Here is a 13,232-nt window from a genome sequence, read left to right as displayed (position 1 = left end):
ACATGCAAGATGAAGACTTTATGCGCCAGGCCATGATGCTGGCAGCCGAAGCTGCTGCTCTGGGAGAGGTCCCGGTCGGTGCTATCGTCGTCAAAGATGGCATCATCATTGGCAAAGGCCGTAACACCCCGATCAGCCTCAACGACCCGACTGCACATGCCGAAATCCAGGCCATGCGCGAGGCCGCCCAACACCTGGGCAATTACCGCCTAGTAGACTGCACACTCTACGTCACACTAGAGCCATGTGCCATGTGCAGTGGCGCCATTCAGCATGCCCGCATCGCACGGCTAGTGTATGGTGCCAGCGACCCCAAAACCGGCTGCTGTGGCAGTGTGGTGAACCTCATGGCTGAACAGAAACTGAATCACCATTGCCAAGTCAATAATGACATACTGGCCGCAGAATGTGGCGCGCTGCTGAGTGACTTTTTCAGGCAACGCAGACTGGAAAAATCAAAAGTTTAATCCATTACCGAACACAGCACCTTTCAAAACAACAACCCCGCCATTGGCGGGTTTGTTTTCACTACTTAATTAAACGCAATTAAGCAGATTTACGACGGCGAACAACCGCGCCCATCAAACCCAAACCGGCCATGAACATAGCATAGGTTTCAGCTTCTGGCACTTGAGTCACAGCAAAACCACTCAACCACATATCTTGGCGAATACGACCTCCTTCATTTGTAGAGGCACCTTGCACGATATGCACTGCGTTGCTTACCCACTCATAAGAATAGTTATTGGCACTAAAGCTGATTAAATACAAACCACTGTTAGGGTTGTCTTCACCAATACTTACGTCTGTACGAATAGCCACTTTGTCAGCGTCATAATATGCGCCTGTCGCGGCAGTTGTTGCATTGTATGATGCAATATAGTCAGAACGTGAAGGATCACGCAAACGATAACCATCAGCAGGTGCAGAGCCATAAACATCTGAAGCATATACCCAAGCTGCAGACAATGTACCTGTATAGTCAGCAAAACCGCTACGTACGATAGAGTTGATCTCTGTAATACCGTTTGTGTTGTTATCTAACTGGAAATAGCTACCAATGATGTAGGAGTTAGTAGCACTATCAAGCCATACAGAATCAATGAAAGAGCCAACAACTGCACTATTCACTGGTGAGTAAACAGTAGAAGTTTGTGTTGCTTGCAATGTCCAGGTTGATGGCAGATCAACACCCAGGTAAAACGCATCAGTACCTGTATTATTAGTGCTGCCAGGTGTACGTGCACCGGTATTCACAAGATCAACAAAACCACCAGCATAGGCGCTAGAGGTTGCTGCCAGCGTAAATGCTGCAATAGCAAAAGATTGTTTCAACATAGTTGCTTTCATAGTATTATTTCCTCACAAATTGTCATTAATTAGATGGCGGGGTAGCTTGTGCTCCCCGCTCTTTTTTTCATGGCATATTGTTTTAATAAGCCAATTATTTTGATTTACGGCGACGGGCCGCAACGCCAACTACACCAAGTCCGGCCATCATCAAGGCATAGGCGTCGGCTTCTGGCACTGGAGTAGCAATAAAGCCAGTAAGGAAGCCACCAACAACAGCTTGCCCCTCTTCACCTGCCTGATAGTATCCAATTGCATTTGCGCCAAGACCATAATTAACTGCATCTGTTTTCACCAGATACAAACCAGACCAAGGATTACCTTCGGAAACACTGATATCAGCCTTTTGACGCACGATGCCATCAACATAGCTCACTGATGAGTTATAAGTAATATCGCTTGTTTGGCCGGCTTGATACATACGCAAATCATAGTCACTTAAAAAAGTCCATGATGTAGAAACATTACCGCCTGCACCTTGGCGATACAGGTAGTTCACCTCTTGATCGTTGTCTACCAAGTTCAAATAGCGAGTACCAAATACCAGCTTGCCATCCAGACTATCGCGATAAACATAATCAAACACAGTCGCTTGAGGAATACCGGGCAACAGCGTGACATTTTCAGTGATTTTATAATCCACCAGCGTCAATGTACCAAAGGTTGAATTCGCACCAGTAAATGCTCTGTAATTCAACGTACTCGCGATGGTGCCGTTATCTGAGCCATATTCATATCCAGCCAGATAAGTGGTTGAAGCCAGGTTTTCAATATAAAATTTGTCAGCATTCAGGCTATTGGCACCGTTGATCAAGCCACCATTAGCCAATGTCAAATTAGTGCCATTACCACTGGTCAACGTCACAAACTGACCCGCATTTGCAGCATTGACGCCAAGAGCCATTAAGGTGGCAAGCATTGCTATTTTTAACTTCATCCATCTTCTCCTAAAAATTAAGCTTTCGAATTGTTGTCACGAGCAACCTTCATGACGGAGCGCTCGCGCTTAACTGCTCCCAAACTCTGGATATTTTTCTACACCAAAAACGGCTTATAACAGTTCATTCACTATCTGCAAAAGATATGCCACCTCGTCCCACGCACAGAAAAAATCATAGGTAAACTCTTGTCAACACACTAAAAACCACCATAACCAACTGTTTTTTATTGGGAAATTTCAATTCCCACCCGAAGAAGCACCATTAAGGACGACATAAATATGCGAATAATTACAAGTAAGACCTATCAACTTAGAACTGACATGGCTTAAATGAACCACCCTTGGCTGTTCTTAACCACCAAAAGAAAAAAGCCGACATCATTCGATATCGGCTTTTACAATACATTTGACGACACTAATCTTTTAGAGCCTTGTTTTTCCAGTCCCAATCAAGAGAGACGCCAATCCATATGGCTCTAGGAGCGCCTGGACCAATAAAGGTTGTATTGTTCCATGAGCTTGAATTGGTTTGAAAGTTGCCACTGGCGCTAAATGGATTTCGACCAAGTGCACCCGCAGTAGAATATTCACGATCGAATATATTATCGAACTTTAAATAGGCATTGACGCCGGGTCTGAATTTATAATTTGCTCTCAGATTAAATACGGCATACCCGGCAGTGGAGCCATCGCCTATGTAATCATAACGCTCCCCAGGTAAAGCGTCGCGTGGCTGATGCCTATTGTTTTCATTACCGCGCACATAAGCTGAGGAATGCATCACCATAGATAACGTAGCATCAAACTTATCAGTAAAACGATGATTCCAGTTCGCTTGAATAATGTGATTGGGCATGCCGGGTATCTCATCTCCCGAGCGCACATCAACAAATGCCTGTGCGGCATTTCCTGCGGAAGTTTGGCCGTTAGTACTATTGGCATCGTTAATGATGCGCGCTGAAGACTCAAATGTTGCGGCCATCAAGGTGTAATTGAGACTAAACTTATCCTGGTCAAAATTCCCTTTAAACCCCATTTCCAAGCCTTCGCGCAGGGTTCGCCCAAAGTTGTTAAAAACACCGCGGTTTTTTCGTCCCAAAGGTACAAATAAAATATCGTCGGTGATTTCTGTTCTGAAATACCCGATATTCCAGTCCCACCCCCCATTTTCACCGCGCAAGCCGGTCTCATAAGCCGTTGAGCGAATTTGCTTTAAATACGGATCAGATGATAAAGAAGTTGGAATTGAGCAGCCGAATTGATAGTTAGTACTCCCCGGCGCATTACTTTTAGTCGGATCGTTTGCACACCCGAGTTCGATTACTGTTGGGGTTCGCGCTCCCCGGCTCACGTTTGCATAGGTAGAAAGATTATCTTTAACCTCCCAGGTAACGCCCAGTGAAGGATTAAAGCTGCGGTAATCATAATCACCTTCACTACATATAAAACGGCCCCTACTCGGACTAACATCGCCAGGAACCAAGCACTTTTGCCTGACTGGCCTAAGATCATTCGTCGTAAAGTTATAAAACTCTTTCCCAGAGTCTGACACCAAGGTATTTTTAACATTTGCCCAATTCATACGAGCCCCCATACTGATATGTACATTATCAGTCGGTGACCAAGTATCGAAAATAAATGCACTCTCAGTCTTGCTAGTCCCCTTGAGCTTATTTCTGACAATCGTCATGTACGCGGGAAAATATCCAAAGTCACCAAAAATAGGGTCAGTCACAACTGACACTGAATGGTCGGCATCATTTATTTCGCCAAGCTGCTGTGACTGCAAGAAATCCACCTTGTTGGTATCAAGGGATACGCCTGCAACAATTTGATGTTTTTCAAGGTCAAAAGCAGCCTGAAGTGTAAAACCATCACTAGCCTGATTAAGATTTGAATAGTTAAAAAGCCCATTAATCTTACCGGCATCAACAACGCCGTCACCATCAACATCATCCCCCCAAGCTGAAACCAACTGTCTGTACGCGTCATAAACATCAGCACTGACCGCCGTCTGATTCATTTTCCTTTTATAAGCCATGCCAGATAAAGTTAATGTGTCATTCACATACCAGCTACCACTAAAGTTGTAATGCTCTAGCGAGTTTTTCACCGCATCGGGCGATGTAAATACCTGCTCCCGATCCTGCGCAGCCATCTCAAATGGCAACATGCCATTTCCAACTAATGCGGTATCAACATTCAATGCAGTTAGATTAAACTCAGCCTTATCAAACCTCAAAGTCGCCTTGTTAAACAATTGGCGCACATTACTAGGTGAGTTATCCCTCCAACCATCCTCTTTAAAATGGTTGTAAGCAGTAAAAAAGCCAAACTGCCCGTTGTTCACCCCGTTTGACAACTGGAATTGATCTCTCCCCCAAGCGCCGGTTAGATATTGAGAGCGGAAATAATTGTCTGAGAATCCATCTTTTGTTCGAATCGCGAGCGCCCCCCCAATAGTATTCAAGCCAAATAATGGATTAGAGCCAGGAATTAAATTCAGACTTGAAATGGCATTCATGGGAATAAGATCCCAGTTCACAACCTCACCGAATGCCTCGTTAATCCGTACTCCATCCAGATAGACAGAAATACCCTGTGGTGTTCCTATGGCAGGTGACGCCGTAAACCCACGGAAATTCAAATCTTGCTGAAACGGATTACCCGCATAATCATTCGTTGTCACAGACTGGAGATTACCATTCATAAACTCCGTTATATTGAGGGCTTTAGTCTCTTCAATTTCTTTGGATGTAGCGCTTTGAATATTTGTGGTTGCTGTAGCCTTATCAATTGGCACGCCTGGCAACGGTGTAATAATTTTCAAGCGCTTGGCCTTAACCTCAATTTCGTCTAACTGAATTGTCTTATTCGAATCCGTTGTGTTTTTATTGTTATTAGATGGTTTCTCACCACTGTCATCAGCTGCCATTGAGACACAAGAATACGCGGCAAGAAACAGCACCGACTTTATTTTTTTATTTAACATACTTCCCCTCCGCAGGGGAAGATTGCAAAAATCAAACCATCTCAATCAGAATAATTAGATCAATATAATCATACAGTTACGATTTAATTAATCTTTACAACCACTTTTAACGGTTGCTGGCAGCCGCTTTGGCTGCAATAAACCATACAGAGCAAACCATTTGCTACGCAATAAACATCGCGCAAATAAAAAAAGCCCGCATTAAGCGGGCTTTTGTTTCATAACAACCAGTTTATTGCTTAAGTAGATTTTCTGCGGCGCACAATAGAACCCATAATGCCTAAACCAGCGAGCATCATGGCAGCCGTTTCGGCTTCAGGCACTGAGGCGACTGAGACATTCAATAGCAATGCCCCCATGTTGTCGCCACCACCATTTTTAAATACGACCGAGGCTAATGAGTTAGAAGCAAAATTTACAGTACGTGTATAAATAGTGACTGGCGCATCAGAAGTCAGGTTAAAGGTTTCGTTATAGCTACCAAAACTGACGTCTACTGTATTTGACTCACCACGTGTACTGCCGGACAAGACGAACTCCAGTGTATACGTCCCGGCAGCCACATTCAGGGCTTTGGAGCTAAAGTCACCGGCGTCACTTGTACTGCCATCCAAATCGATATATAAGCCGTTACCAGGGTAGAAATCAAAATAGCCATTACCAATTACATCGACTGTGCCGTTGGTCACGGTCCAGTTACCAGCAAAATCAGTCACATTTAAACCAGCGGTATAACTATCAAAATTATCTGAAAAAATCACTGCGGACTGAGCAGGTGCTGATAATGCGCCACACACAGCAACCGCACACAAAGTTTTTGTTACTACTGACATACATCCCCCTTCTCAACCGTTGTAAAAATTAGAACGACAACTGTATGCCTGATATGTATTTAATGCAATACCCCAAATGGGCTAATAAAAAACCCGCCAATTGGCGGGTTTTTTATTTGAATCTTAATCTATGCTTAATCGCGGTTGCCCAGTAAAGCAAGCAGGATGTTCAACAAGTTAACAAACAAGTTGTAGATATCCAGATACAGATTCAGGGTTGCCATCACATAGTTGGTTTGACCACCACGTACGATCTGGTTGACGTCATACAAAATGTAGCCTGAGAAAATGAGTACGGATACACCAGAAATGGCCAGTGACAAAGCAGGAATCTGGAAGAACATATTAGCCAAACCAGCCACAATCGCCAGGATCAGGCCGATCATCAGGAACTTGCCCATGCCGCTGAAATCACGCGCAGGTGAAGAACCGATGGCAGCCAGACTCAGGAAAGTAATCCCTGTACCGGCAGCAGCCAGACCAACGATCTCGGCACCGTTACGCAGATGCAGTGCAAATTGCAGAATCGGGCCTAACATCACGCCGAAAACAAAGGTCATGGCCAACAACAACCAGACGCCTACACCACTATTCTGGTTCACAGCGATCAGCTTGAACATGCCGAACATCACGGCCATAAAGCCAATGGCAAACATGAACGGATGTGCGGCCATCCAGCCAAAATTCATTTGCATGCCGACATAAGCACCAATCACCGTCGGCACCATGCTCAAGCCGAGCAAAGCATATGTATTACGCAGCACGCGATTTTGCGCCGCGGATACATTACTCTCACGACCTAAAACTTGCATATCTGACATAGTGTTTTTTCCTCTCAATAAAACTTTTTTAAAACTTACTTAGGATTAAGATAATGGCAAACGCACAAAGTTTCAAGTTTTAATCATGACATTTGTGTGAAGCTATCTGTTAACTACAGCTTCCAGATCGCATAACAAACCAATGCAATCAAAATGATACGTGTGATTTGATACACATTTTTATTCCACTTTTTAAAACGACGGCGATATTGCCCAACGACCCAGGCATAGTGGAACAAGCGGTTAATCACGCCAGTTTGGTCTCCTGCTTCGTTCGGTGAACTAGCGGCAGTGACAATGGTATTCGCCAGGAAACGATTGATTGCCTGTGCCCAGCCATAGCGCATGGGACGCTCAATATCGCAGAACAGAATCACACGCGTTTCGTCGGTCTTGTTATACGCTTCATGGATATAGGTTTCGTCAAACATCACCGCCTGGCCATCGCGCCAGCTATAGTCTTCACCATCGACACGGATAAAACACTGATCATTATTAGGCGTCGCCAAGCCCAAATGAAAACGCAAGGAGCCCGCGTACGGGTCACGGTGCGGGCGCAAGTGAGCACCTGGCGGCAACTCAGCAAACATGGCCGCTTTCACACTGGGAATACTTTGCAACAAAGCCACTGTTTTCGGGCAATAAATGCTGGCAGAAGGATGATGTGCGTCATACCATTTAAGGTAGAAACGCTTCCAGCCGGTTTTAAAAAATGAGTTAAAACCCGCGTCGTTATTGGTTTGTGCCGCCGCAATGCGCTCTTGTTCGCGTACGTGTAAAGCCTCTTCACGAATTTCCTGCCAACGGTCGGTGATTAACTTCAACTCAGGGAATTCATTCACCGACAAATAAGGCGTGGTCGGTGCTTTTGAGAACATGTATAAAAATACATTAAACGGTGACACGATGCCTGAGTGGTCAAACACCTGGCGGTAAAAACGATGCCGCACTTTACCGCGAAAGTGAACATAACTGACTGAGGATAAGAATATCCCGAGAATAATCCATTTCATAATCGATACCGTTGCTTACACAGTTATTAGATTGCTATCAATAATAGACTAGCTTAGCGCATCACCGTTGATTCAGGCAAACAAATCAGACTCTTTTTGACCAACCATAGCCACCCTTTTTATCGCATCCACATAATAAGCAGATTCACGCAAGCCAACCATGTCCTGCGGATGGTGCCCGCCATGCATGCGCGCCAGGCGCGCAATACTTTGTGCCGAGATTTTCCAGTCCAGGTTTGCCAGTAATTCATCTGCCAAATCAGGGCGGTTACATAGCAAGACCATATCGCAACCCGCATTCAACGCCGCCAAAGTGCGCGCTGTCACATTCCCTGCGACGGTCGCACCTTCCATGCTCAAATCATCACTAAAAATCACGCCATTAAAGCCCAGGCGCTCGCGCAATACCTTCTGTAACCAGCGTGGCGAGAACCCGGCAGGTTTTTCGTCTACTTTAGGGTAAATCACATGCGCAGGCATCACTGCGTGCATGCCTTCGTCTATCATGCGTACAAAGGGCTGCATGTCGTTTTGCGCAATCTGGTCAAACTCGCGCTCATCGACCGGGATACTCACATGCGAATCAGCCACCACAAAGCCATGACCCGGGAAATGCTTGCCCACCGCAGCCATGCCCGCTTTTTTCAGGCCTTGCATCAAACTGAACGCCAACTCGTTGATCGCTTGCGGGTCGCGGTGAAACGCACGGTCACCGATGACCAGGCTGTCACCATAATCCATGTCCAGCACCGGCGTAAAACTAAAATCCACACCATGCGCACGCAACTCGGCGCCCAGCACATAGCCTGCCTCCACCGCCAGCTCTTTAGCCTTGCGTGGATTTTTGTCCCAGATATGGCCAAATTCACGCATGGGCGGAATCTTGCTAAAGCCTTCCCTGAAACGCTGTACCCGGCCGCCTTCATGATCAACTGCAATTAACAACGGCGGCTGACGCACGGCATGGATGCTTGCCGTCAGCGCCCTGAGTTGCTCGCAACTCTCAAAGTTACGCGCAAACAAAATCACCCCGCCTACCAGCGGATGTTGCAAACGGCGGATGTCATCAGCAGTGAGCTCTTTGCCAACCACATCCAGCATGACGGGACCTAAAGACATAACATATTCCTATTGTTCAAATTTCAAGCACATTTTAATCGATAAAGACTGGTAATTTCTTTGGCACGCGCCTCATACAAAGGGTCGGACTGATCACTGGCTTTGGCATGTTTAGGCGCAATATCCAGTTTTTCAACAACCTGCAAACCCGCCTCATTGATCCACGCGGCCAATGCCTCAGACTGACGCAAGCCAATATGCTCGGCTAAATCCGACATCACCAGCCATGCTTCACCATTGGCGGTTAAATGCGTTTTCAAGCCACTTAAAAACCCTTTCAGCATACGGCTATCCGGGTCATACACCGCATGCTCAATCGGCGCATTGGCTTTCGCAGGGAGCCAGGGTGGGTTACAGACAATCAGGTCGGCTTGCCCTTCCGGGAACAAGTCTGCTGGCAGGACCTGAATATTGGTTTGCATATTCAAGCGTTGCACATTCTCTGCAGCACACGCTAATGCGCGTGGGTTGTTATCTGTGGCAAGCACCTGCTTCACGCCGCGTGCCACCAAAATGGCCGCAATCACCCCGGTACCAGTACCGATATCCCAGGCCACTTGCGGGCTGTTAAGAGGGGCCTGATCTATGAGATCAAGATACTCACCACGCACAGGGGAATACACCCCGTAATAAGCGTGGATACTGGCATTGAGCGCATGAATCTGCACGCCTTTTTTACGCCATTCATGCGCGCCCACCATGCCCAGCAGCTCACGCAATGAAAGCACCAGCCTTGCGGGCAGTTTGTCGGCTTTTTCGTCCACAATCAACGCGCCTTGCACCGCAGCTTTCACATCAGGGGCGCGAGGTAAATCGCAACCACCGTGCTTGAGTTCAATCAATACTTTGTTTGTGATATTGGCACGGCCAATCTGGCGCGCGCGATGCTGGTGAAAGGCTTCGAGCATGGTCGCTGCCGGTTTAACCGGTTTGCGGTCTACGCGGCGCGTAATGGCCTGCAACAATTGTTTGGCATTTTGAAAGTCACCGCGATAGAGCAATGCAGTGCCCTCACAAGCCAGGCGGTACGCCTCATCCGCCTTAGTGGTATCGTCCGCGATCACCACCGCTTTCGGCGGCGGGTTACCTGCTTCAGATTGCCAGTCGGCGGCTTGCGTCTTTTTTTGTTCGTACCAGTTAATCAGGTTCAATGGGGTTCCGATAATGAGAAGTTATTAAATGTGGCCAGTTTAAAGCTTAAACGGGCTAAAGTCGGTGTGGGTATCGTAATAATCTTCATTTTCTGCACGTTTGAGAAATGCGACTATTTTGTAGGTGACTGGCGTAAAAGCAACTTCTACCAATACTTTGGCCGTGAATTGCGCCAGCACGATTTGCGGCATCATGGCATCGGGGAATTCGCCAGAACCATAAAACGCCAGCGGAAAAAACAGGATAGTGTCGACCGCTTCACCGAAGATGGTCGAGCCTATGGTGCGGCTCCATAACCAGCGGCCCTGGGTCAGGATTTTCATTTTGGCCAGCACAAACGAATTGACGAATTCGCCAGCCACAAACGATACCAGCGAGGCAATAGCAATGCGCACCGTGGAGCCGAACACCGATTGATAGGCCGCCTGGTCGTGCCAGTCTGGCGCCGGTGGCAGCGCTACGATCACCCAAGCCATGAGGCTAGCAAAGGCCAGGCAGATAAACCCGGTCCAGATTACGCGGCGCGAGGCAGCATAACCGTATACTTCGGTCAGGATGTCACCAAAAATAAAGCTGATTGGGAAAAACATAATGCCAGCACCAAACGTCAGCGCCCCCAGTAAGGGCACATGAACCTCGGTAATTTTGCCAGGGCCGATGAGATTGGAGCAAACCAGCACCACGGCAAACGCCGCCATGATCAGGTCATAGTAACGATACTGTTTTCTCATGAATGACCTTTTCCAATCATCTAGCCCTCGCTGCGCACATCCAGTTTGTCACGCAATACATCGCCGCCCAGGTTAATGGCCAGGATCAGGCTCATCATGCACACGCCGACAGTGAGCACATAGTGTGGTGCCACCAGCATAAAGCGCACAGCATCGCGCAACATGGCACCCCAGGAGGCATTGGGCGCCTGTATTCCCAAGCCAAGAAACGACAATGACGCCTCAGCAATCATGACACTGGCCATGCTATACGCCGCTTCCACCAGCAAGATCGATATCAGTAGCGGAAAAATATGCAATGACATCACCCGCAAGCTGCTGGCGCCTAAGGACTCCGCCGCCAACACATGCAAGCGCTGACGCAATGCCAGTGACTGGCCGCGCGACAATCTGGCGTAGGTCACCCAGCCGGTCAGGCACAGCGCAAGAATCAGGTTGTTAATCCCCGCGCCCAGCACCGCCGCAAACGCAATCGCCAGTAACATTCCCGGGAACGCCAGAAAAATATTGGTCAATTGCATCAATACGGCATCCATCCTGCCGCCTTTATACCCGGCCACCAGACCGATGCTCAGGCCAACCGTCATCGTCACGGCAGTAACAACCACAGTAACCAGAAAAGAAACCTCTACCCCGCGAATGACGCGCGCCAGAATATCGCGCCCCAAATCATCTGTGCCTAGCCAATGTTGCAGACTCGGCCATTGCAGAATGGCGTTAAGGTCAATCTGGTTGGGATTCAAACCAATCGCATGCCCCAGCAGCACGGCAAGTAGCCAAAAGCTCAAAGTCAGCAACGAAAAGGCTTTCATGCTGCGCCTCGCGTACGCGGATCCAGCCAGCGATAAACCACATCCGTCACCTGATTGATCAGCACATAACTAAACGCCACCACCAGCACACAGGCCTGCGTCACCGGGTAATCGCGTTTTTCTATGCTATCTACCAGCAAGCGGCCAATGCCGTTCCAGCTAAAAATGGTTTCGGTAATCACGGCGCCGGCCAATAAGCTACCCATTTGCAGACCGACAATAGTGACCAATGGCAACAAGGCTGCACGCAAAGCGTGTTTCAATAATACTTGCCGTTCACTCAAGCCTTTGGCACGGGCAGTACGGATGTAGTCCTCATTCAATACTTCGAGCAGGCTGGTACGCGTCATGCGCGTCAAAATGGCGCTTAAGCCCAGTCCCAGTGTCATTGCTGGCAACACAATGCTGGCTGCGTTCGCCATGCCGCTCACAGGCAACCAGCCTAGCCAAACCGCAAATACCAGCATCAACACCGGCCCCAGCCAAAACGCAGGCATCGCCGCCAGGCGGATACTCAACATGGTGATCATCACATCTTGCCAGTGTCCGGCCTTGAGCGCAGACCAGATGCCCAATGGAATACCGATAGACAGCCCTATTGCTAATGCAACCACAGCCAGTAATAACGTGGCCGGGTAGGCCTGCCATAACAGTTGCGAGATCGGGGTTTGTGTGTGGATAGAGGTACCAAAATCCCCTTGCAGCAGATGCATCACATACTGGCCGAACTGCACCAGCACAGGCTGGTCCAACCCCAGTTGCGCTTTGAGTGCGGTGCGGTCAGCAGCACTGGCAGATTCACCCAGCATGACATCCACCGGGTCGCCCGGCACCAGATGCAGCAAGGCGAAGGTCAGGCATAGCACCCCGAAAACCACGGGCAATAATGTAGCAAAGCGCTTAATCATCCGCCTCGCAAATGTTAACGGTGGTACCGACGGGCACCAGCTCGAACAATTCGATCAGGTCCGCGTTGCGCATGCGCACGCAGCCATGTGAGCCTGGCACACCCAGCACAGTCGCCTCCGGCGTGCCGTGGATATAGATATAACGCTGCATGGTATCGACATTACCCAGGCGGTTTTTGCCCGGCTCAGTGCCACTCAACCAAAGAATGCGGGTTAAAATCCAGTCGCGGTCAGGAAATTGCGCTTTGAGTACTGGCGTAAATATTTCCCCGGTCGGGCGGCGCCCAACAAACACGGTATTTTCAGCTGCCCCGCCACCGATTTTGGCGCGAATAATGTGCGCTCCCAGCGGTGTACAACCACTGTTTTTGACGCAACCTACGCCATTGGCCGCCGTAGACACGGCATAACGCGTGACTTGGCCGCCATTGTCGTCAAACACCGTCAGCGTTTGCGCCGGGATAGAAATTTCAATATGCATAACCATTATTCTAAGCGATTTGCCCGTGATAGACGGAGATTTGATGCAACACGGTCTCTGGCAATAAAAATTCCATTAAA

13 protein-coding genes are annotated in these 13,232 nt (G+C 48.2%); 1 reads left to right on the top strand and 12 read right to left on the bottom strand.

Features of this window, described 5'->3' with window-relative positions; genetic code table 11:
• The first annotated feature begins 2 nt into the window (after positions 1 to 2).
• The gene (gene tadA, locus MET42_RS0105420; RefSeq protein ID WP_019881801.1) at positions 3 to 467 is read left to right on the top strand and encodes a tRNA adenosine(34) deaminase TadA; all 465 of its coding nucleotides are present in this window, start codon (positions 3 to 5) and stop codon (positions 465 to 467) included.
• A 79-nt stretch (positions 468 to 546) separates the two neighbouring features.
• Here the strand turns inward: tadA and MET42_RS0105415 are convergent, their stop codons facing one another.
• The 12 genes from MET42_RS0105415 to MET42_RS0105360 all read right to left on the bottom strand — a co-directional run bounded on the left by MET42_RS0105415 (position 547) and on the right by MET42_RS0105360 (position 13,152).
• Positions 547 to 1,350 carry a PEP-CTERM sorting domain-containing protein gene (locus MET42_RS0105415; RefSeq protein ID WP_232411339.1) on the bottom strand — a complete coding sequence of 268 codons (804 nt, stop codon included), beginning with the start codon at positions 1,348 to 1,350 and terminating at the stop codon, positions 547 to 549.
• A gap of 94 nt (positions 1,351 to 1,444) precedes the next feature.
• Complete coding sequence (locus MET42_RS0105410) at positions 1,445 to 2,287, bottom strand: PEP-CTERM sorting domain-containing protein (RefSeq protein WP_019881799.1); 843 nt, start codon at positions 2,285 to 2,287, stop codon at positions 1,445 to 1,447.
• A 418-nt stretch (positions 2,288 to 2,705) separates the two neighbouring features.
• On the bottom strand, positions 2,706 to 5,282 hold the full coding sequence (locus MET42_RS0105405; protein WP_019881798.1) for a TonB-dependent receptor: 2,577 nt from the start codon (positions 5,280 to 5,282) through the stop codon (positions 2,706 to 2,708).
• A gap of 239 nt (positions 5,283 to 5,521) precedes the next feature.
• Positions 5,522 to 6,115 carry a PEP-CTERM sorting domain-containing protein gene (locus MET42_RS0105400; protein ID WP_019881797.1) on the bottom strand — a complete coding sequence of 198 codons (594 nt, stop codon included), beginning with the start codon at positions 6,113 to 6,115 and terminating at the stop codon, positions 5,522 to 5,524.
• A gap of 134 nt (positions 6,116 to 6,249) precedes the next feature.
• The gene (locus MET42_RS0105395; protein ID WP_019881796.1) at positions 6,250 to 6,936 is read right to left on the bottom strand and encodes a Bax inhibitor-1 family protein; all 687 of its coding nucleotides are present in this window, start codon (positions 6,934 to 6,936) and stop codon (positions 6,250 to 6,252) included.
• Positions 6,937 to 7,049: 113 nt separating this feature from the next.
• Positions 7,050 to 7,949, bottom strand: coding sequence for a lipid A hydroxylase LpxO (gene lpxO, locus MET42_RS0105390; protein ID WP_019881795.1), 900 nt, complete (start codon positions 7,947 to 7,949; stop codon positions 7,050 to 7,052).
• Positions 7,950 to 8,021: 72 nt separating this feature from the next.
• Entirely contained in the window at positions 8,022 to 9,068 is a 1,047-nt protein-coding gene (nagZ, locus tag MET42_RS0105385; RefSeq protein WP_019881793.1) for a beta-N-acetylhexosaminidase, read from the bottom strand.
• A gap of 23 nt (positions 9,069 to 9,091) precedes the next feature.
• The gene (locus tag MET42_RS0105380) at positions 9,092 to 10,219 is read right to left on the bottom strand and encodes a class I SAM-dependent methyltransferase (protein ID WP_019881791.1); all 1,128 of its coding nucleotides are present in this window, start codon (positions 10,217 to 10,219) and stop codon (positions 9,092 to 9,094) included.
• A gap of 39 nt (positions 10,220 to 10,258) precedes the next feature.
• The gene (locus MET42_RS0105375; RefSeq protein WP_019881790.1) at positions 10,259 to 10,951 is read right to left on the bottom strand and encodes a queuosine precursor transporter; all 693 of its coding nucleotides are present in this window, start codon (positions 10,949 to 10,951) and stop codon (positions 10,259 to 10,261) included.
• Positions 10,952 to 10,971: 20 nt separating this feature from the next.
• Positions 10,972 to 11,763, bottom strand: coding sequence for an ABC transporter permease (locus MET42_RS0105370; protein WP_019881789.1), 792 nt, complete (start codon positions 11,761 to 11,763; stop codon positions 10,972 to 10,974).
• Positions 11,760 to 12,671, bottom strand: a complete 912-nt coding sequence (nikB, locus tag MET42_RS0105365) for a nickel ABC transporter permease (RefSeq protein WP_019881788.1) — start codon at positions 12,669 to 12,671, stop codon at positions 11,760 to 11,762. The genes MET42_RS0105370 and nikB overlap by 4 nt, the downstream gene beginning before the upstream one ends.
• Positions 12,664 to 13,152 (bottom strand): L,D-transpeptidase, encoded by a 489-nt coding sequence (locus MET42_RS0105360; protein WP_019881787.1) that lies wholly within the window; start codon positions 13,150 to 13,152, stop codon positions 12,664 to 12,666. The genes nikB and MET42_RS0105360 overlap by 8 nt, the downstream gene beginning before the upstream one ends.
• Positions 13,153 to 13,232: the final 80 nt, after the last annotated feature.

The sequence above is a fragment of the Methylophilus sp. 42 genome (assembly GCF_000384155.1).
GTDB lineage: Bacteria > Pseudomonadota > Gammaproteobacteria > Burkholderiales > Methylophilaceae > Methylophilus.
Note: the sequence above shows the minus strand (reverse complement) of the source record. Positions and strands in the feature narration are given on the sequence as shown.

What these genes read in the sequence shown, in the direction of transcription:
- MET42_RS0105405 (WP_019881798.1), bottom strand. Translation starts at nt 5,282, where the DNA reads ATGTTAAATAAAAAAATAAAGTCGGTGCTGTTTCTTGCCGCGTATTCT.
- nikB (WP_019881788.1), bottom strand. Translation starts at nt 12,671, where the DNA reads ATGATTAAGCGCTTTGCTACATTATTGCCCGTGGTTTTCGGGGTGCTA.
- nagZ (WP_019881793.1), bottom strand. Translation starts at nt 9,068, where the DNA reads ATGTCTTTAGGTCCCGTCATGCTGGATGTGGTTGGCAAAGAGCTCACT.
- MET42_RS0105410 (WP_019881799.1), bottom strand. Translation starts at nt 2,287, where the DNA reads ATGAAGTTAAAAATAGCAATGCTTGCCACCTTAATGGCTCTTGGCGTC.
- MET42_RS0105395 (WP_019881796.1), bottom strand. Translation starts at nt 6,936, where the DNA reads ATGTCAGATATGCAAGTTTTAGGTCGTGAGAGTAATGTATCCGCGGCG.
- tadA (WP_019881801.1), top strand. Translation starts at nt 3, where the DNA reads ATGCAAGATGAAGACTTTATGCGCCAGGCCATGATGCTGGCAGCCGAA.
- lpxO (WP_019881795.1), bottom strand. Translation starts at nt 7,949, where the DNA reads ATGAAATGGATTATTCTCGGGATATTCTTATCCTCAGTCAGTTATGTT.
- MET42_RS0105375 (WP_019881790.1), bottom strand. Translation starts at nt 10,951, where the DNA reads ATGAGAAAACAGTATCGTTACTATGACCTGATCATGGCGGCGTTTGCC.
- MET42_RS0105400 (WP_019881797.1), bottom strand. Translation starts at nt 6,115, where the DNA reads ATGTCAGTAGTAACAAAAACTTTGTGTGCGGTTGCTGTGTGTGGCGCA.
- MET42_RS0105370 (WP_019881789.1), bottom strand. Translation starts at nt 11,763, where the DNA reads ATGAAAGCCTTTTCGTTGCTGACTTTGAGCTTTTGGCTACTTGCCGTG.
- MET42_RS0105415 (WP_232411339.1), bottom strand. Translation starts at nt 1,350, where the DNA reads ATGAAAGCAACTATGTTGAAACAATCTTTTGCTATTGCAGCATTTACG.
- MET42_RS0105360 (WP_019881787.1), bottom strand. Translation starts at nt 13,152, where the DNA reads ATGCATATTGAAATTTCTATCCCGGCGCAAACGCTGACGGTGTTTGAC.